We start from the raw sequence: 20,064 nt of genomic DNA, 5'->3' as shown, positions 1-20,064 counted from the left end.
TATTCCTACAGATTAGTCGTTAATTTATTTTAATAGCCGTTGTTAATTCTTTCAATTTTAATCTGTTAATCTGTGGCTAATATCTATTGGCAACTAATTGGCCCAGGCTGGTTTAAAATTTCAAATTGGTAAGTTAACATTACTCAGGTTTTACCTCACTGGTCGAAAAGCTGTTTCCGCTTAGTTTGTATTGATAGGTTTTGGCAATTGTTTTGGTCGTGTCCTCCGCATCTTTAGCAGGGAAAGAACGAAACAAATCGCCGTTTTTAATAAAAAACTTATCATTGCCTGCATAACCCTTTTTCTGATTAGAAGTTAACGAAGGAAAGCTGATTTTATTAAAGTTATTTCCGGCATATTCAAAAACATTTAAATCGGAAGTATTTTTCTTGCTTAACAACTGGATATATAATTCCGGGTTTCCGTCGTTATCCAAATCCATATTCCAGGCATCTGTCATGATACCTTTACGTTCAACAGCAGCTGATTTATAATTATTTTTAACCGAATCAGACATCAAAATCTGGTACCCTCCTATAGAATCTGCACCTTTTCCCCAACTTAATATTTCAAAATTTAATCCGGGTTTCACTTCAATATCTTTATAAAACCGAAATGGATTTTTTTCGATTTTAGTTTTTTCAATTTTAACTTCTGCCGGCTTTTCTTCGGTACATGCAAAACAAAACAGCATCCCTGCTAAAAGCAAAAGATGCTGTAAAGTATAGTTCTTTTTTTTCATTCTTTTGGGGCATTTATGTTTGCACCAAAGTAAGAAAATAGCATTTTAAAACAAAGTGTTTTATTTTTTCACCTCTGTTTTAACATCAGGCGCACCATTGTTTAATATTGTTTCGTTTGTTACACTCCTTCTGCCACTTGGCGCAATAACAATTGTTTTCAATGTTCTCTTTTCGCCTTTAGGAACAGTAATTTTAACTGGTGCGGTATACAAAAATGCATTTTCAGAAGGACGCGACTCGTCCAGTGAATAATATATTTTACCTCCGGTAACCGGTACTTTCAAGTCGATAGTAAAATCGCCGCCTGTTAAGGTTTTATCGCTTTGTCCAATTGGAGTAGGTACCCATAAATTAATGTTCATCTTATCCAAACGAGCCAAGTGAACAGGTAAACGCTCTTCAGAAAAGTTTTTTAAATCTTTACGATCAACCGGCGACCAGGCGATTTCAGAAAGTGCTAACAACCTCGGGAAAGCATGATTTTCTGCTTTTTCAGGGGTTTTAATATATTCCGACCACAAGTTGGCTTGCACGCCTTTTATGTATTTTCTTTGATCATCTGTAAGCACTTTTGGAATCGGATCATAAGCATAAATTTTTTGATAAGGTGCAAAACCGCCAATCGTTACTGGTTCATCAGGTGAATTTGATTGTTTATGATCGATATATAAACCCATCGAACCTGGTGTCATAATTACATCGTGATTTTGCTGAGCAGCAGCAATTCCACCAGCTTCTCCCCTCCAGCTCATTACGGTCGCATTTGGTGCTAATCCGCCTTCTAGAATCTCATCCCAACCAATAATAGAACGGCCTTTTGCATTTACGTGCTTTTCAATAGTCTGAATGAAATAACTTTGTAATTCATGCTCATCTTTCAATCCTTTTTCTTTCATCAAAGCCTGGCAAAACGGAGATTCTTTCCAATACGTTTTAGGTGCTTCATCTCCACCAATATGTATATACTTTGAAGGAAAAACAGCAATCACCTCATCCAGAATATTATTTAAGAAATTGAATGTGTTTTCTGAAGGCACAAAAATATCGTCAAAAACGCCCCAGGTTTGTTGCACCTGTTTTCCTTTTCTGCTACCCGACCAAGGTGTTTTATCGCTTATAAAAGTATCTCTGTCCGGAAAACAACTTAATTCGGGATAGGCTGCGATTGCTGCAGAAGCATGGCCCGGCAATTCAATTTCAGGGATAACCGTAATGTAACGTTCCGCTGCATATTTAACAATTTCTTTGGCTTCGTTTTGTGTGTAAAAGCCCTTTACTTCTGTTAAATAATTTCCATCTCCTGGATAATGTCCAATTATAGTACCATTTCTGACAGAGCCAACTGAAGTTAATTTAGGGTATTTTTTTATTTCTAATCTCCAGCCCTGGTCATCAGTTAAATGCCAGTGAAAGGTGTTTATTTTGTAATAGGCTAATTGATCGATGTACTTTTTGATAAATGAAATCGGAAAGAAATGGCGGCCAACGTCGAGCATTGTTCCACGATAAGTGAAACGCGGATAATCATTTATATCAACTGCGGGGATGATTATTTTATCCGCAATTTTATCAGGCATCATCTGCATTACTGATTGTATCGCATAAAATAAGCCTGCTCCTTTTCCGGTAAGAATAATTTGGTTTGGCGTAACTTTTATGGTATAACCCTCTGCAGGCAATACATCTGCACCAACCGATGTCAAAAGAATGCTCTTTTGATTTGGCTGGGCAATTTTAGTTTCTCTTAAAGCAAAACCAGCTTTTGTAACAATAAATGCATTTAATAAATCAGCTGACTTCGCACCATCGATACTTTGATTAATTAAAACAGTTGTTTTATCTAAAATGAAATTACCATTGGCTCTTGTAACGGATACCGGTGCCGGTATGATTCCAAGATTAGGATCACGCTGCGCGAAGACGCTGGTGCTTATTAATACGCCAATAAAAATCGATAATACTTTGTTCATGATGGTTTTTTAAATTAGAATATCTTTTTTGTTTAAATTAGCCTAAGATAGAGATTATACAAAGATTCTAAATCCCACATTTTTGTTACAATTCATATCAAACGTTTGCATTTACCTATCAGCGCACAAAAAAAAATCGCTCAGAAATTAATCAGTGCGATTTTCAATATTATTTTAGCTTAAATTATGCTTCTACAGGATGCTCTTTAGCTGCTAAATATCGTTCGGCATCTAAAGCTGCCATACAACCCGAACCTGCAGCCGTAACCGCCTGGCGGTAATACATATCCTGAACATCACCACAGGCAAAAACACCTTCGATATTGGTTAATGTAGAACCCGGTTTTGTTAATAAATAACCAGTTTCATCCATATCCAGCTGACCTTTAAAAATATCGGTATTTGGTTTATGGCCTATTGCCACAAAGAAACCTTCAACAGCGATATCCGTTTCTTCATTGGTTTTATTATTTACGACTTTAACTGCCGTTACATTTTTGCCATTACCTAAAATCTCCTGCGTTTCGGTATTATAATGCACTATAATATTCGGCGTAGCTAAAACACGGCTCACCATGGCTTTCGATGCCCGGAATTCATCTCTGCGAACCAATAAATGAACGGTTTTACAAAGTTTAGCTAAATAAGTTGCCTCTTCAGCAGCGGTATCACCTGCACCTACGATTGCAACATCTTGTCCTTTGAAAAAGAAACCATCACAAACCGCACAAGCCGAAACACCAAAACCGTTATATTGTTGCTCACTTGGCAAACCCAGCCATTTCGCGGTTGCACCGGTCGCGATAATTACGGTATCAGCGGTAATGGTTTTTATTTCATCTACTACAATTTTATGCGGAGCGGAAGAAAAATCGACCGAACTTACATAACCAAAACGGATATCTGTACCAAAACGTTCTGCCTGCTTACGAAAATCTTCCATCATTTCAGGCCCCATAATCCCTTGCGGATAACCAGGAAAGTTTTCTACATCAGTTGTTTGTGTTAGCTGACCACCAGCTTGCATACCCGTATACATAATTGGCTTTAAATCTGCCCTTGCTGCGTAAATTGCTGCAGTATAACCTGCCGGACCAGAACCTATAATTAAACACTGAACGTGTTCGTTTTCTTGTGACATTACCTAGTGTGTTTGAAATTCATTAATTGAAAAGCAAATTTAATGCTTTAAATATTTGTTGGCAAGTGGGCATTGTCAACATAGTTTACTTATTAACAATGTGCGTTAGAAAGGCATGGCGCATGGCGCTAAGCGTTTCATGCGGAGACAGCAATATTTGATTTAGTCGCGTAAAAATTAATAAGCGTCTGAAAACGCTGTTTCTTCATTTTGAAATACTCTTATTTTTTAATTCTGAGGCGTGCTTTCGCATTTCCTCTAAGGAAATTTTGCGTTTTTTTGAGTTGGCTTGCTCCGCCAACCGGTCCATCGCCAATAATGATATTTCGTAATTCTTCTTACTTTTGGATCACCCCTAAATTAAATTTCTTCATAACCGGCAACTGATTTGCAGCCTCAATGCCCGTATAAATTACTTTTCTGGTTTCTAATTGATTGATAATTCCATCTACCCAAAGCCGCGAAGGTAGTAAAATATGGCGTCATCTGATTTTTATTACCACCTGAGACACCTTAGTTATTAGTTCGAAATCCTAAGGTACCTTAGGTGGTGATTTTTTAAGTTTGTATCACACCAACATTAAACTTCCGTGTAACCGGCGACTGATTTGCAGCTTCAATGCCCATAGAAATTACTTTTCTGGTTTCTAACGGGTCAATAATTCCATCTACCCAAAGTCGCGATGCCGCGTAATATGGTGTTGTTTGGCTATCGTATCTATCTGTAATTTCTTTTAAAAGTTCGGCTTCTTTTTCCGGTGTAATAACTTCGCCTTTAGCCTTTAAAGATGCCTCCTGAATTTGCAATAAAGTTTTCGCAGCCTGTGCGCCGCCCATCACGGCAATTTTTGCGGTTGGCCAGGCGTAAATTAATCTGGGGTCGTAAGCTTTGCCGCACATGGCATAATTGCCGGCACCATAGGAATTGCCAATAATAATGGTAAACTTCGGTACAACGGAATTAGCTACAGCATTAACCATTTTGGCACCATCTTTTATAATACCGCCATGTTCCGACCGACTGCCAACCATAAAGCCCGTTACATCCTGCAAGAAAACCAGGGGAATTTTTTTCTGGTTGCAGTTCATGATAAAACGTGTCGCTTTATCTGCACTATCAGAATAAATTACACCACCAAACTGCATCTCTCCTTTTTTCGACTTTACCACCTTGCGCTGGTTGGCCACAATGCCAACCGCCCAACCATCAATACGCCCTAAACCACAAACGATGCTTTGTCCGTAACCTTGTTTATATTCTTCGAATTCAGAGTTATCAACCAAACGGCTGATGATGTCCATGATCTCATATTGCTTGTCCCGGTTTTCCGGAATAATGCCATACAATTCTTTTTCGTTTTCTTTTGGCTTTGCTGACTTAATTCTGTCAAAACCTGCATGTTGAGGCGCCCCTAACATACCCATGATGTTACGGATACTATCCAGACAAGCCTCATCATTAGGATGTTTATAATCGGTAACGCCGGAAATTTCGCAATGCGTTGTTGCGCCGCCTAGTGTTTCATTATCAACTTCTTCGCCGATGGCGGATTTTACCAGATACGAACCAGCCAGAAAAACGGAACCTGTTTTATCGACTATCATGGCTTCATCGCTCATTATCGGCAGGTATGCGCCACCAGCAACACAAGCACCCATAATCGCTGAAATTTGTACAATTCCTTCTGAAGACATCATTGCATTATTGCGAAACATCCTGCCAAAATGCTCTTTATCAGGAAAAATCTCATCTTGCATCGGCAAATAAACACCGGCACTATCAACCAGATAAATCACCGGCAATCGGTTTTCCATCGCAATTTCCTGTGCCCGGAGATTTTTCTTTGCGGTCATCGGGAACCAGGCACCTGCTTTAACAGTTGCATCGTTGGCCACTATCATACATTGCCTGCCACTAACGTAGCCAATGCCGCAAATCACGCCGGCAGACGGGCAGCCACCTTGTTCAGCATACATACCATCAGCTGTAAAAGCGCCGATTTCTAAAAAATCTGTCCCCTTATCAATCAGGTAAGCAATGCGTTCCCGAGCCAAAAGTTTGCCTTTTTCTTTTTGTTTAGCCGCATTTTTCTCGCCGCCGCCCTGATAAATCTTTTTGAGTTTGGTCTTCAGCTCGTAAACCAGCTGTTTATTTACATCCTCATTTTTATTGAATTCGATATTCATGCAGGCAATTTAAATTTTATTTTATAAAAATCGTGGAGACTGATTTGGTTTCTGGTCTACTGGTTTGTTTAACCGCAAAGAAATTAAACCACAGAGGACACAAAGAAATATACACAAAGTACCACGGAGAAAATTTTATATAATTAATAAGTTTACGTTTTTAATAAAGCCAATGTCATTGTGAGGCACGATAATAATTATTTAACTTACTGATTAAAAATTATGATGAACCGATTTTACAAGCTTTGTGTTTCTTTGTGAAAAATCGGTGCCCTCTGTGGTAAAAAAGCACGCCTGTTAAATAATAACCACAAAGCACACGAAGAAAAATCACAGCACACAAAGATTTTTTCCGGCTCGGTGTTTCTTTGTGAAAAATCGGTGCCCTCTGTGGAAAAAAAGCATGCCTGTTAAATAATAACCAAAAAGCACACGAAGAAAAATCACAGCACATAAAGATTTTTTCCGGCTCGGTGTTTCTCTGTGCAAACTCGGTGCCCTCTGTGGTAAATTCTTAATAAACTAATCTGACCATCCAACTTTGCGTTCTTCGCGAAAAAACTTAGCGCCCTTTGCGGTTAAATAAACGGATATCCATTTAAAATAATATTTTTGAACAAATCTCATCAAATGGAGTTAACCGTTAATATCCCCGCACTATTATTTCCTGCCATCAGCTTAATTATGCTGGCTTATACCAATCGCTTTCTGGCTTTGGCTGCTTTAGTACGGAGTTTAAAAGCGAAATACGAAGAGGGTGAAAAAAATATAGGCTTGCAGAATCAGATTAAAAACCTCCGCTACCGGTTAAGATTAATCAAAAATATGCAGGCTTTCGGTGTGCTGAGCTTTTGTGCATGTTTATTCTGCATGTTCTTTATTTACCTGGATTTGAAAACAATAGCAGAAATTTTATTCGCTTTAAGTTTGATATTCTTTATGATTTCGCTGATTATCTCCCTTATAGAAATTCAGATTAGCACAAAAGCATTAGAACTCGAGCTAAGTACACTCGAAGATTTAGAAGATGAATCGCTGGGCGGATTAATTAAAAAGAAATTTAAGAAAGATTAAAAAATATATCATATAAGGCATTTAAGAAAGCTTAATGTTTACACGAAAGCTTATATTCCTATATCATAAAATATTAAGCTGTGATAAAGTGATATAAGAATACGACCTCGCCGGTAAAAGCAGGTTTCTTCTGGCCTTCAATTTCCATTTCAATACCCATATGTACTTTAGTAACACCACGCAAGTTCACGATCGAGGCCAGTTTTGCTTTCAGTCTGATTTTGCTGTTTACAATTACCGGTTGTGCAAATCTTAAGCTTTCAATACCATAATTGATTTCCATTTTCAGGTTCTGGATATCAACAATTTCTTTCCATAAATAAGGGATTAACGACAGCGTTAAATAACCATGAGCAATCGTAGAACCGAATGGTCCCTCATTTTTTGCTTTTTCCTCATCGGTATGAATCCACTGATAATCTAACGTTGCATCTGCAAATTTGTTGATTTGTTCCTGGGTAATGGTGTGCCATGAAGATACACCTAACTCTTTACCTAAATGTTGTTCAAATTCTGCGTGAGAAGTAATGATTTGCATTTTTATGAAATGATTGATTACTGAATTGTTGTATTGTTAATTTGTCTGTTTAGCAAACCGAAAATTGCCATCCCTGAATTAAGTTAAGTTTCTTTCTTTAAACCAGACTTCATCCGGTATTGCGGAAAAATTATCCATTTTATCGATTAAGGTTCCGGCGTCTGCCTCATTAAAAACCAAGTCCCGGTTAGCCGGTTTCAGAAATTTACTTTGAACCATCATTTCCATCTGCGCAAACAACGGATCGTAAAAACCATTTATATTTAATACACCAATTGGTTTATTATGTAGCCCTAATTGCAACCAGGTAAGTACTTCAAAAAATTCTTCTAGTGTACCGAAACCACCCGGAAGAATTACGAAACCATCACTTAAATCGGCCATTTTTTGCTTGCGCTGATGCATATTTTCGGTCACAAGCATTTCAGTAACACCTTTGTGTCCTACTTCTTTATCCATCAAAAATTGGGGAATTACACCGGTAACTAAACCACCCAATTCCAAAACGTCATTGGCCAAAACACCCATCACGCCAACACTGCCACCGCCGTAAACTAACCTGATTTCTTCTTTTACAAGTGTTTCTGCCAGCTGTTTTATGGCCTTACGCAATTGCACATCGCCGTTAAAATTTGAACCGCAATACACACAAACTGCTTTAAGCTTATTCATTTAGATTAAAAATTTACCGAAGTTAATACTTTATCGGCTTTCCTTAAATTTTTAAAAAAAATAAACCTTAAAGGTTTTAAAAACCTGCAAATTAAAAACAAAAAAGCGCCGGATAACCCGACGCCTTTTAACCAAATATAAAAGAGAGAAAAGATTAAAAAAAGTATAAATTAAAAGGAAAACCTTAAAGTTGCGCCATACGTCCTCGGGTCGCCAAGTACGCCTGCATACAAGCCGGAATTACCTGCAGCAGCCTGCAATTGTTCATAATAATTCTTATCTCCAATATTTCTGCTCCAAATAAAGGCTGAGAATTTTTCAGACCTGAATCCTAATCTGGCATTAAATAAAGCATAGCCGGCAACATTCAGCACAGCGGATGGAGTTGCGTTTGAAGAATAGTCTGAACGGTAGCTAACATCACCGGCTATAAAATACCGGCCGGCTTTTGTGGCCAGATTACCCGGCGTACTGAATTCGGAACCGCCGGAAATATTCCATTTAGAAATCCCTGGTAACCTGCCTCCCGAAGCATCTTTAAAAGCGACCTGAGTGGCCACACCATTAATCGTTTCCGTATGTCCGGTTTCTTCTAATGGCAAAGGAGCATTCGTAAAAGTGACATATTTACCTTCTAGATAGGATAAAGCAGCATTTAAACTCAAAAATCTTTCCAGTTGATAGGTTCCGTCAATTTCTAAACCTTTAACATTTACTTTCTCCGCATTTGCAAGGTAGCCTCTATTTACACCCAGTTGCGGCGATTGAACATTCGTTTGGTAATCTTTTATGTCGGTATTGAAAGCCGTAACATTTAATATGGCGCCTTTAAAAGGTTTTGTTTTAACCCCTAATTCATAATGTTCTACATATTCTGGTTTTACGACGGCTAAAGATAAATCAGCTGCACCGGTAGAAGTTGTTGGCAAACCACCTACGTTTACACCAACTGGTTTATAAGCTGTAGAAAAAGTTCCATAAGCATTTAACCTGGGCGTTGGACGATAGGAAAGCGTAATATTTCCCGAAAGATTGTTATTATTAGTGCTTGTATTGAATTGCTGATTGCTGTAAACAGCAGCTTTGAGCGCCAATAGCGTGGCATCTGCTGTTTGCAAACCGCCATAAGTATTTCTATTGTAATCAACATCTTTTTTATCATATGTAAATCGTAAACCTGGTAAAACATGCAGATGTTCTACAACTTCCCAATCCACCTGACCAAAAACTGCAGCACTAAGCGATTTAATGGTTGAATTTGTTTTAATACCAAATCCATCTAATAAACCGGGTGTTGAATATAATGCCTGCGTGCCTGTATTACTGGTTTGAACAAATCGCCATTGGTCTTTACCTACTTCTTCTGTCTGGTCTAAACCTTTTAAATCCTGAGCAAGCGCAAATATGCCGATTACACCACTCAATTTTTCAGTTATATTACCTGCATACCTGATTTCCTGTGAGTATTGGTCGTGGCGGGAATTACCCTGAGATTTAGTCAGTGCAGATAATTCAGAGAAATCCCTGTCGTTAGTCGGATCCCAGTTCCAGAATCTCCATGCTGTAGTAGAGGTCAGTGTTCCGTTGCCAATTTTATAATCAACATTTAAGGATATGCCTCCTATTGATTGGTTATGTTTCCATGGGGTGTTGGTATTTATTTCCCTTGAAAAGGGGTCTATTTTTGGTTGTTGATAACCTAAATCAGAAATTATCCTGGCATACTGACGGTAAGCACTTCTTTCTGTGGTTGCAACACCTGCAATAACCAACGGATAACCTGCCGGATGTTGAACACTCACATCGCCACTTAATAAAATTTTTAATTTATCGGATGGCGTGAAATATAGCTGACCTTTAAAACCAAGGTTGTTTTGTCCGCTGTATCTGCGCTCTTCTCTGGTATTCCAGATTGTACCATCACGTTGTGTTCCTGATAACGATATTTTCGCAGCGAGGTTTTTAGCCAGTCCGCCGGAAACAGATGCCTTTGCCTGAAGAAAGTTATAATTTCCGACACTCATTTCAACTTTAGCCGTTGGTGTTTGTGTTGGCTTTGTCGTTGTGATGTTAAAGGCCCCGGCAGTCGTATTTTTACCGAATAGTGTACCCTGCGGACCGCGGATAACTTCGATTTGTTCGATATCAAGAAAATCTGTAGATGTGGCTGCCGGACGGGCGTGATAAACGCCGTCGACATAAAATCCTACGCCCGGGTCGATCCCGTCATTAGTTAAACCAAATGTAGAACCCAGGCCCCTGATATTTAAAGTCGTATTTCTGGCATTTGAAGCATATAATTGTACGGACGGAACCAGTTCTTTTAAGCGGTTTACATTGAAGGCACCTGCGTTTTCAGCCGCCTGCCCGCCAATAACGGTAATCGGAATAGGTACATCCTGCAGCACTTCCGATCGGCGTCTTGATGTTACCACGATTTCATCAAGCTGCGTATCTTCAACTAAAGTAAGTTCAACAGGCGTATCCTGTAATTTTAAAATTTGAAAATCCTGTGGTTTATAGCCCACATAACTGATCCGGATATAAAATGGCGGTTGTTGTTTTGCATCAATGGTAAAAGCGCCATTGGCATCTGTAACCGTCGCAATATTTGCGCCCCTTACAGTTATGGTTGCACCCGGAATATTAACATTGTTGGCACCTTTAACTACACCTGTTACTATATTTTGAGCGAATACAGAACCTGTAGAAAGTATTAAAGAGAATAAAATGAGTAAACTTTGTTTCATGATTGTTTTTAATGTATTGGGTTTAGATATTTTAAATTATGGCCTCGTTCGGAATTGTTTTATTAGTGAATTTTGACCGCTACAACAGCTGTTTAACAGGATTTCAATATTATGTTTCATCTTAATTATATTAAATCTATAGATTTAGTCGACAAATATATTAAAAAAAAGTATTTGCCAAATTTTATTTTGTATAATTTAATTTTTAGAATGAAGCGTTAGGGTTTATTGTCTCAGAAACACAGATCAACAAGGAAGATTTGAGGTTAAATAATGCATATAGAATAATTCTCCTTCAACCCGTCTTTCCCACGCAGGCGGGAATCTTAATATGATTGAATGACAAGCTATTAGCCTCTTATTCTAAAAGTTAGCTTTTAGAATTTAATTTCAAAAAAAAGCGAGGTAATCTTAACCGATACCTCGCTTTTAGCTTTTTAATTAGATTGCTTCGTTTCTCGAAACGACGGGTGATTGAGTTATCTCGTATAATTTGGTGCTTCTTTCGTAATTGTAATATCATGAGGATGGCTTTCACGCATACCGGCTGCTGTAATCTGAACAAATTGTGCTTCCTGTAAAGCCTCTATATTTGCGGCGCCACAGTATCCCATACTTGCACGTAAACCACCAATATACTGATACATAACTTCAGCCAAAGTACCTTTGAAAGGCACACGGCCAACAATCCCTTCAGGAACTAATTTTTTGATATCATCTTCCACATCCTGGAAATAACGATCTTTAGAACCCTGCTCCATCGCCTCGATAGAACCCATACCACGGTAAGATTTAAATTTTCGTCCTTCGTAGATAATGGTTTCACCCGGCGATTCTTCAACACCGGCGAATAATGAACCGGCCATTACTGTACTGGCGCCAGATGCAATAGCTTTAGCAATATCCCCCGTATGCTTAATGCCGCCATCGGCAATGACAGGAACGCCTGTGCCCTTTAATGCTTTAGCACATTCGTAAACGGCGTATAACTGAGGAACCCCAACACCGGCAATAATTCTGGTTGTACAAATTGAACCCGGACCAATACCGACTTTAACGGCATCAGCACCGGCTTCAGCTAAAAATTTAGCTGCTGCACCGGTTGCAATGTTACCAACAATAACCTGTAAATCAGGATATTTTGCCTTTACTTCTTTTAATTTATCGACTACGCCCTTAGAGTGGCCGTGAGCAGTATCAATCGTAATTACATCAACGCCTGCATGAACTAAAGCATCAACACGTTGTAAAGTATCGGCGGTTACCCCTACCGCAGCGCCCACGCGTAAACGACCACGCTCATCTTTACAGGCAGCGGGATAGTTTTTAACCTTTGAAATGTCTTTAAAAGTAATTAAACCACTTAGATAGCCGTCTTTTGAAACCACCGGTAATTTTTCAATTTTATGATTTTGAAGAATTTCTTCGGCTTGTATAAGGTTTGTTCCCTCCGGCGCTGTAATCAGATTTTCTTTCGTCATTACCTCGGCAATTGGTCTTGCCATATTTTTCTGGAAACGCAAATCGCGGTTGGTTATAATGCCAACTAATTTATTATCACTACTTACTACCGGAATACCACCAATTCTATGTTCTTTCATGATTTTGAAAGCATCGGCAACCACCGCAGTTTCCAATAAGGTAACCGGGTCTTGAATCATTCCGCTTTCCGAACGTTTTACCTTCCTAACTTCTTCTGCCTGCCTGTCGATGGTCATGTTTTTATGCAACATACCGATACCGCCGTTTTGTGCAATGGCAATTGCCAGTTCAGCTTCGGTTACGGTATCCATTGCTGCAGAAATCAATGGAACATTGAGCTTAATTTTTTTTGTTAAGAAAGTGGCTGTATTTACATCGCGAGGCAGAATTTCGGAATATGCCGGTACTAAAAGTACATCGTCATAAGTTAATCCTGTAGCAATAAATTTTGTGGAGTCGAGTTGCATAGCAAATAAATTACGATTTATTATTTGCCAGGCAAAGATACAAAAAAACCAGGAAAATAAAAGTGCAAAGCTAAAAATGGATAAATATTGAGTTGTGCTGACAAATAGAAATGATTAAATTTCAATAAACAGCTACAACGTAAATTAAATCTTACAAAGTGTTTTGATATTAAAAGAATGTTTCTATTATTGCAATAACCAAACAACTAAAAAATTCATGCAAAAAAACGTTCTCGCACTGGTGTCGCTTGTGCTATGCATTTGGGTACTAAATGTCAGCGCTCAAACAAAATCAACTGAAAAAAAAGAATTTAAATTCGGTAAAGTTTTACCAACGGAATTTAACGCTAAGGCAACTGGAAAAGATTCATCAGCTGCTGCTATTAAATTATTTGATGTTGGCAATTGCTATTTTGACATCAGTCCTACATCGGGCGGTTTTATATATGTTTTTGAGCGGCACATCAGGTATAAAATATTAAATAAAAACGGTTATGATTTAGCCAATTTTAAAATAGAGCTTTATAAAAGCAGTAATTCTTCAAAAGAAGATTTAAATTATATGGATGCCGCGACCTATAATATGGTTGATGGTAAAATGGTAACCAGCAAGCTTAACAAGGATGCTAAATTTACAGAAGAGTTTAATAAAAATTATGTATTTAAAAAATTTGCTTTACCAAACGTAAAAGAAGGCTCAATCATTGAATTTAAATACAAAATTAAATCAGACTTTATTTTCACACTGCGAGGCTGGCGGTTTCAGACAGACATCCCGACATTGTATTCAGAATATAATGTCAGCATTCCCGAATACCTTTCTTATAAAACAGATCTAAGTGGCTATTATGCCATTACACATACCTTACATCAAAGTGAAAGTGCAACTTATGTAAATGGTGTGGCCTCTAATGCTATGCACGACCAGTATACCGCCGAAAATGTTCCTGCTTTAAAAGACGAAGCTTTTATCACAACCCTCGATGATTATATTCCTAAAATAACTTTTGAATTACAGGCAACAAGATTTCCTAATCAAATGCATCAGGATTATACCGGAACCTGGCCTAAAATTATAACAAGCTTATCTACCGATGAAAACTTCGGCGCTTTTATCAATAAAAGCGGATATGCGAAAGCTGTTCTTCCTGAAATTTTAAAAGGTGAAAAAGATACGTTAGCCTGCATTAAACTGATTTACAACTATGTAAAAAATAACATCAAATGGAATGACGATTACTCAAAATATGCAACAGTAACCAATCCAAAAGCTGTTTTTGATAAAAAGACAGGTTCATCTGCCGATATAAATCTTTCACTGTTAAGTTTATTAAAAGAAGCAAAAATACCTGCTTACCCAGTGCTGATAAGCACCAGAGATAATGGCGCACATCCTGGCTATCCTATTATTTCCAAGTTTGACAACGTAATTGCCATAAGTATGGTGGGTAATAAAACCTACTTTATGGATGCTACTGATAAGGATTTACCTTTGGGCATGGTCGATTATGAAAATCTAAGCCATCAGGGATTTTATGTCGATTTAAAAAACATTGCCGGTAATTGGATTTCAACAGAACCAGAATATGCGCGTGAAAAAATATTTAATTACAACCTTACTTTAGACAAAGAAAATAAGCTTACAGGTCAGATAAGTCAATATGCTAAAGGCTATGCAGCTTTAGGATTGAGGAATAGTTACAGAAAGACCAATAATGAAACCGAATTTTTAAAAAACTTTAAAAAAGACAAAACAGGACTTGAACTTTCTAATTATAAAATCGAACATCTTGATGAACTGGATGAAATTTTAACAGAATCTATGTCTGTGGTAATTGAAGATAACGTTGAAGAAGCGGGCAACCTGGTGTATTTTAACCCACTCCTTTATGAAAAAACAAAGGAGAATATTTTTAAGTATGAGGAGCGAAAATTCCCGGTTGATTTTGCTCACCCAATAAAAGAATCTTACCGCATCACCTTAAAATTCCCTGAAGATTACGAAATCGACAAATTACCAAAAAGTGCAGCCTATAAATTACCAGATGATAATGGAACATTTACCATAACTTATTTAACTGAAGGTAAAATGTTGATGGTAAAAAGCACGATAAATATAAATAAGTCATTATACTCGCCAGAAGAATATTTTGATCTTAAAGCACTTTTCAATACAATAGTAGAAAAACAGGCAGAACAAATTGTATTTAAAAAGAAGGTATAGGATGAAGAATTTACTTAGTTTATTTTTATTAGTTTCATTTTTTTATACCACATCAGCCCAGGGAATTTATGATGTAGCAAAAATACCTGAAAATTTAAAAAAAGACGCTATTGCTGTCGTTAGGAATGAAGAGCAGTTTTTCGATATTAAAAGTATAGGCTCAGCTCAATACGAGTATAAAATTGCCATAACTGTTTTAAATAAAGCCGGTGATGACTTAGCTGAAATGGCAGAAGTTTATGATAACTTTTCGAATATTTCGAATATTAAAGCGGCGATGTACGATGCAGCGGGAAAAAAAATAAGAGATTACAAATCATCTGATATCCGAGACCAGCTGGCTTCTGACGGTTTTTCTCTATTCCAAGACAATCGCGTGAAATTATTAAAATTCATAAGCAATAGCTATCCATACACTATTGAATATAGTTTTACCCAAAATTTTAACGGACTGCTAAACTTACCTTCATGGAGAGCTATAAAAGGCTTTGATATTTCGGTAGAACAATCAGCTTATACCATCCAGAAAAACAAATTTTATCAGCTTAGATATTTAACCAGCACAGATTTAAAAACAGATTCTGTAACCATTGGCGATAAAGTTAAATATAGCTGGAAAAGCAACAATGTTCAGGCGGTTACAAGAGAACCAATGGCCGTTGGTGTAGACAATATCTCAGCCTGGGTTAAAGCATCACCAAATGAATTTGAATTTGATAATACAACAGGGAACTTTAATAACTGGAAAAATTTTGGTGCCTGGATTTATAAATTAAATGAAGGCGGAAACAGGTTGCCCGATGTGACCAGGGCCCTGTTACAAAAACTGGTAAAAGATGCCAAAACGCCAAAAGAGAAAATTCAAATTCTATACAATTACTTACAACAAAATACACGTTACGTAAGTGTACAACTGGGCGTTGGTGGGTTCAGGCCTATTTTAGCTGAAAAAGTAGCGCAGGTGAATTATGGTGACTGTAAGGCATTATCTAACTATATGAAAGCATTATTAAATGAAGTTGGAATTTCTTCTAATCTTATTGTCATCGGCAACGGAATGCCCAGCTTAAACCAAAATTATTCAAGTATAGGCCAGGCAAATCATATGATTTTATGCGTACCCTTGCCAAAAGACACAACATATTTAGAGTGTACAAGTCAATATAAACCTATGGGATTTATTGGCTATGATAATGCCGACAGAAATGTTCTAATGATTACCGATGCCGGAGGAAAAATTGTACATACGCCTGCTTATTCAGCTAAAGACAATTACCAAATCAGAAAAACTAAAATAAATTTCTCCGAAGACGGTATTGCCGATATAAGCATAAAATCTTTATATGGAAATGCGCAGTTCGAAGATAATTTCACCATGCTATTAAAAGAACCCATTGAACAAAGAAAAATTTTAATCGAAAGAAATGATATCCCCGGAGCTGAACTGACTACCTTTAAATATGAACAGGTAAATAGAAATCTTCCGGTGATGACTGAAGAGATAAATTTAAAAAGTAATCAGATTTTAACAAAAGGTGGTGATAGGTTCTTTTTAATGCTCAATCAGGTTAATCGAAAAGAAAGTATTCCGCCTAAAGTTGAAAATAGAAAAACATATTTCGCAGTACCGTTCAGTTATACTGATGAAGATGAAATAACTTATGCTTTGCCAAATGGATTCAAGGTAGAATTTATTCCCAAGGATATTGCAATTAACTCAGAGTTTGGGTCTTACACGGCAAAGTTCACATCTAAAGACAATATCATTGTTTATACCCGTACCCAAATGATGAATGATAAAAAATATCCACCAGAAAAATATAACGAATACGTAGATTTTTATAAAAAAATATATCAGGCCGACAAGCAAAAAGCTGTTTTAGCGAAAGCACCATAAACGTTAACTATTCAGGATATTAATTATGATAAGCGAAAACCAATATTTCGATGGAAATGTAAAGTCTCTAGGCTATGAAACTGCCGAAGGGAAATCAACTGTGGGCATTATTAATCCGGGCGAATATGAGTTTGGAACGGCTCAAAAAGAAATTATGAATGTAATTGAAGGTGAATTATCCGCTTTGATTCCGGAAAGTGCTGAATGGAAAATATTTCCGGCAGGAACATGTTTTGAAGTCTCCGCAAATTCATCATTCAAAGTAAAAACGGAAGTTCAAACTGTATATTTATGTCAGTACAGATAAAAAAAATAGGCGTAGACATTGCAGTTCTACCCCTATTTAATCAGTTTAAAGTTGCAAACTGGCAACTACCAATTGAACTACTTCCTGCCTACAATAACCTCAGTAAAGGTTTCCGTTTTAAGGTATTTATTAGCTAAATTTCTAATTTCTTCTGCTGAAATTGTCTTTACTTTATTAATATAATTTTCGTAGTAACTATAATCCAACCCTGCAAAATAAATATTTTTAAATTTATCAGCATGCGAAAAAACATTTTCAAGGCTGCCAAGCATGGAGCCCAACATATAATTTCTAACCAGTTCAAGTTCCTCCTCTTCAACCAACTCATTTTTTAACAAATTTATTTCTTTATAAATTTCAGTTAATGCTGCTGAGCAAACATCAGTACCTACTTCGGTTGCAATAAAGAAATAGCCAGCATTTTTTAAAGAAACGATGCCCGATCCAATGCCGTAGGTATAACCTTTATCCTCACGGATATTATTCATTAAGCGAGACCCAAAATAGCCACCCAAAACACAGTTTAGAATTTGCAAACCGGCAAAATCCTCATGTTTGCGATTAACCGCTAATTGACCGATGCGAATGGCAGATTGCAGCGATTCTGACTTTTCTTTATAAACTTCAGTTCGCTTTGAAGGTTCAAAGCTGAAATTATTTTTAACAGCTTCACTTTTTTCCCAGTTTTTTCCAAACTGCGCATTCAATAACGAAAAACTTTCTTCATTAAACTTTCCTGCAACAATAATTGTACAATTATCCGGTTGATAGGCCGCTTTAAAATAGTCTAATAAATCATCGCGTTTTACAGCATCGTAATGTTTTAACTGAATATCGACACCATAAGCCGTGTCTCCAAATAAAGCATGTGAGAATTCTTTACGGGATAAAATGTCGTTTTTCTGCAGGTTAACCTGTAATTTCTGTTTTTGATTTTGAATATAAATATCAAGTTCCTTCTGTGGAAACTGACTATCGGAGAGTACATCCTTAACGATGGGTAAAACTGATGCTAAATGTTTATTTAGGGAATATAGTGTTACCGTAGACTGATCCTGCCCATATTCGGTCTGAAAAAATGCCCCATAAAAATCAATATTTTCTGCAATTTCTTTAGAACTGAATTTTTTAGTTCCATTGTTAAGCATTGCGCTCACGGCAATCGCTTGTAGAGGTTTATCCGGATTCCAGTTTACATTATTGAATATAAATTCTATACGCACCAGATCCTGTTCGCCTGAATAAGTGGTAAAAACAGCTATATCATTATCTAAAAACGTTTTTTCAGGTTGAATAAAATTTATGGTTGATACCTGCTTAAAATCAGGCGCTTGCGTACGGTTAAGCATGTTCGTCAGTTAAATAATATAATGTAGATGATGAATTTTTTTCGAAAGTTTCCTTAGAGATTCTTTTGATATCTTCTGCCTCAACCTTTAAATATTGGGCTGCTTCCTTATTCAAAATATCTGCATCGCCAAGTAATTCATAATAAGCCAGGTTCATCGCCTTATCAAGCAGGTTCATTTCAGAAAACACCAAAACAGATTCAACTTTATTTTTTACTTTCGTTAATTCATCTGCGGCAACAAGTTCGGTTTTTATTTTTTCGAGTTCTGCCCAAATTGCGGCTTCTGCCCTTTCAATCGAAACGCCCTCAACAAGCTTTCCTTCTACAATAAATAAACCCGGGTCTAAACTACTTGAAATATATGCGTTTATATCGCTGAAAAGCTGTTGTTCTTTTAACAGACTATTGTGCAACCTGGAAGATTTTCCGCCCGAAAGAATATCAGATAACAAATCATAGGCATAATAATCGTTACTTAACCGGCCGGGCATTTTAAAAGCAACATAAATGGCATTAAGCGGAACGTTCGCCCTAACCGTTTCAACCCTGGCTTCTGTTTGGTTTTCTTCCTGAGGTAAATTTCTCAAATATTTTTCTCCCGAAGGAATCGGTTCAAACCATTTTTCAGCTAATTTTTTTACATCTTCTGTTTTAACATTTCCGCCTACAACTAAAATTGCATTTTTTGGGTTATAATGTTTATGAAAGAAGGCTTTCACATCACTCATTTTCGCATCTTCAATATGAGAAAGCTCTTTACCGATTGTGGCCCAGCGATATGAATGTGTTTTATACGCCAGCGGACGCAATTTCAACCAGACATCACCATAAGGTTGATTAAGATAGCGTTGTTTAAATTCTTCGCTAACCACATTAATTTGAGTTTCAAGGCTTTTTTCGGAAAATGCAAGACTTAACATCCTGTCGCTCTCCAGCCAAAAAGCGGTTTCTAAGTTCTCCGCGGGTAAGGTGATGTAATAGTTTGTTATATCATTACTCGTAAACGCATTATTTTCGCCACCCACACGTTGAAGTGGTTCATCGTAACTCGGAATATTGACTGAACCTCCAAACATCAGATGTTCAAATAAATGAGCGAAGCCTGTTTTTTCGGGATCCTCATCACGGGCACCAACATCATATAATATATTTAAAACAGCCATTGGAGTAGTTGCATCTTCATGAACTAAAACTCTTAAACCATTGGACAACGTAAAGCGATTAAAATCTACCATAGGCAACAAAGATAAATGAATTGTTG

General features: G+C 37.2%; 14 protein-coding genes. 4 read left to right on the top strand and 10 right to left on the bottom strand.

Annotated features, from left to right (window positions below; all coding sequences use genetic code 11):
* Positions 1-139: 139 nt before the first annotated feature.
* From O0931_RS03430 to O0931_RS03415, 4 genes are all read right to left on the bottom strand, one after another.
* Positions 140-742 (bottom strand): hypothetical protein, encoded by a 603-nt coding sequence (locus O0931_RS03430; RefSeq protein WP_269414146.1) that lies wholly within the window; start codon positions 740-742, stop codon positions 140-142.
* Between the two features lie 60 nt (positions 743-802).
* The gene (locus O0931_RS03425) at positions 803-2,713 is read right to left on the bottom strand and encodes a beta-N-acetylhexosaminidase (protein WP_269414145.1); all 1,911 of its coding nucleotides are present in this window, start codon (positions 2,711-2,713) and stop codon (positions 803-805) included.
* 184 nt (positions 2,714-2,897) lie between these two features.
* Positions 2,898-3,854 carry a thioredoxin-disulfide reductase gene (gene trxB / locus O0931_RS03420; protein ID WP_269414144.1) on the bottom strand — a complete coding sequence of 319 codons (957 nt, stop codon included), beginning with the start codon at positions 3,852-3,854 and terminating at the stop codon, positions 2,898-2,900.
* Positions 3,855-4,412: 558 nt separating this feature from the next.
* Positions 4,413-6,041, bottom strand: a complete 1,629-nt coding sequence (locus O0931_RS03415) for an acyl-CoA carboxylase subunit beta (RefSeq protein ID WP_269414143.1) — start codon at positions 6,039-6,041, stop codon at positions 4,413-4,415.
* A 630-nt stretch (positions 6,042-6,671) separates the two neighbouring features.
* On the opposite strand from O0931_RS03415, the gene O0931_RS03410 reads away from it, so the two are divergent.
* Positions 6,672-7,115, top strand: coding sequence for a DUF2721 domain-containing protein (locus O0931_RS03410; RefSeq protein WP_269414142.1), 444 nt, complete (start codon positions 6,672-6,674; stop codon positions 7,113-7,115).
* Between the two features lie 73 nt (positions 7,116-7,188).
* Here the strand turns inward: O0931_RS03410 and O0931_RS03405 are convergent, their stop codons facing one another.
* From O0931_RS03405 to guaB, 4 genes are all read right to left on the bottom strand, one after another.
* A complete protein-coding gene (locus O0931_RS03405; protein WP_269414141.1) occupies positions 7,189-7,653 on the bottom strand; it encodes a MaoC family dehydratase in 465 nt (154 codons plus the stop codon).
* Positions 7,654-7,731: 78 nt separating this feature from the next.
* Entirely contained in the window at positions 7,732-8,325 is a 594-nt protein-coding gene (locus O0931_RS03400; protein ID WP_269414140.1) for an LOG family protein, read from the bottom strand.
* 170 nt (positions 8,326-8,495) lie between these two features.
* Positions 8,496-11,075, bottom strand: coding sequence for a TonB-dependent receptor (locus tag O0931_RS03395; RefSeq protein WP_269414139.1), 2,580 nt, complete (start codon positions 11,073-11,075; stop codon positions 8,496-8,498).
* A 479-nt stretch (positions 11,076-11,554) separates the two neighbouring features.
* The gene (gene guaB / locus O0931_RS03390) at positions 11,555-13,024 is read right to left on the bottom strand and encodes an IMP dehydrogenase (protein WP_269414138.1); all 1,470 of its coding nucleotides are present in this window, start codon (positions 13,022-13,024) and stop codon (positions 11,555-11,557) included.
* Positions 13,025-13,241: 217 nt separating this feature from the next.
* Between guaB and O0931_RS03385 the strand changes: the two genes are divergently transcribed.
* The 3 genes from O0931_RS03385 to ppnP are packed head-to-tail and all read left to right on the top strand — an operon-like array spanning position 13,242 to position 17,452.
* Positions 13,242-15,248 carry a DUF3858 domain-containing protein gene (locus O0931_RS03385; RefSeq protein WP_269414137.1) on the top strand — a complete coding sequence of 669 codons (2,007 nt, stop codon included), beginning with the start codon at positions 13,242-13,244 and terminating at the stop codon, positions 15,246-15,248.
* Position 15,249: 1 nt separating this feature from the next.
* Entirely contained in the window at positions 15,250-17,145 is a 1,896-nt protein-coding gene (locus tag O0931_RS03380; protein ID WP_269414136.1) for a DUF3857 and transglutaminase domain-containing protein, read from the top strand.
* A gap of 25 nt (positions 17,146-17,170) precedes the next feature.
* The gene (ppnP, locus tag O0931_RS03375; RefSeq protein WP_269414135.1) at positions 17,171-17,452 is read left to right on the top strand and encodes a pyrimidine/purine nucleoside phosphorylase; all 282 of its coding nucleotides are present in this window, start codon (positions 17,171-17,173) and stop codon (positions 17,450-17,452) included.
* A gap of 77 nt (positions 17,453-17,529) precedes the next feature.
* Here ppnP and O0931_RS03370 read toward each other — a convergent pair whose 3' ends face one another.
* Positions 17,530-18,801, bottom strand: coding sequence for a M16 family metallopeptidase (locus tag O0931_RS03370; RefSeq protein WP_269414134.1), 1,272 nt, complete (start codon positions 18,799-18,801; stop codon positions 17,530-17,532).
* A complete protein-coding gene (locus O0931_RS03365) occupies positions 18,794-20,038 on the bottom strand; it encodes a M16 family metallopeptidase (RefSeq protein WP_269414559.1) in 1,245 nt (414 codons plus the stop codon). Before O0931_RS03365 ends, O0931_RS03370 begins: the two co-directional genes overlap by 8 nt.
* Between the last annotated feature and the right edge of the window lie 26 nt (positions 20,039-20,064).

The sequence above is a fragment of the Pedobacter rhodius genome (assembly GCF_027213645.1).
Taxonomy (GTDB): domain Bacteria; phylum Bacteroidota; class Bacteroidia; order Sphingobacteriales; family Sphingobacteriaceae; genus Pedobacter; species Pedobacter rhodius.
Note: the sequence above shows the minus strand (reverse complement) of the source record. Positions and strands in the feature narration are given on the sequence as shown.

Excerpts from the sequence above, each read along its gene's own strand:
- O0931_RS03430 (WP_269414146.1), bottom strand. The coding sequence starts at position 742 with ATGAAAAAAAAGAACTATACTTTACAGCATCTTTTGCTTTTAGCAGGG.
- O0931_RS03425 (WP_269414145.1), bottom strand. The coding sequence starts at position 2,713 with ATGAACAAAGTATTATCGATTTTTATTGGCGTATTAATAAGCACCAGC.
- trxB (WP_269414144.1), bottom strand. The coding sequence starts at position 3,854 with ATGTCACAAGAAAACGAACACGTTCAGTGTTTAATTATAGGTTCTGGT.
- O0931_RS03415 (WP_269414143.1), bottom strand. The coding sequence starts at position 6,041 with ATGAATATCGAATTCAATAAAAATGAGGATGTAAATAAACAGCTGGTT.
- O0931_RS03410 (WP_269414142.1), top strand. The coding sequence starts at position 6,672 with ATGGAGTTAACCGTTAATATCCCCGCACTATTATTTCCTGCCATCAGC.
- O0931_RS03405 (WP_269414141.1), bottom strand. The coding sequence starts at position 7,653 with ATGCAAATCATTACTTCTCACGCAGAATTTGAACAACATTTAGGTAAA.
- O0931_RS03400 (WP_269414140.1), bottom strand. The coding sequence starts at position 8,325 with ATGAATAAGCTTAAAGCAGTTTGTGTGTATTGCGGTTCAAATTTTAAC.
- O0931_RS03395 (WP_269414139.1), bottom strand. The coding sequence starts at position 11,075 with ATGAAACAAAGTTTACTCATTTTATTCTCTTTAATACTTTCTACAGGT.
- guaB (WP_269414138.1), bottom strand. The coding sequence starts at position 13,024 with ATGCAACTCGACTCCACAAAATTTATTGCTACAGGATTAACTTATGAC.
- O0931_RS03385 (WP_269414137.1), top strand. The coding sequence starts at position 13,242 with ATGCAAAAAAACGTTCTCGCACTGGTGTCGCTTGTGCTATGCATTTGG.
- O0931_RS03380 (WP_269414136.1), top strand. The coding sequence starts at position 15,250 with ATGAAGAATTTACTTAGTTTATTTTTATTAGTTTCATTTTTTTATACC.
- ppnP (WP_269414135.1), top strand. The coding sequence starts at position 17,171 with ATGATAAGCGAAAACCAATATTTCGATGGAAATGTAAAGTCTCTAGGC.
- O0931_RS03370 (WP_269414134.1), bottom strand. The coding sequence starts at position 18,801 with ATGCTTAACCGTACGCAAGCGCCTGATTTTAAGCAGGTATCAACCATA.
- O0931_RS03365 (WP_269414559.1), bottom strand. The coding sequence starts at position 20,038 with ATGGTAGATTTTAATCGCTTTACGTTGTCCAATGGTTTAAGAGTTTTA.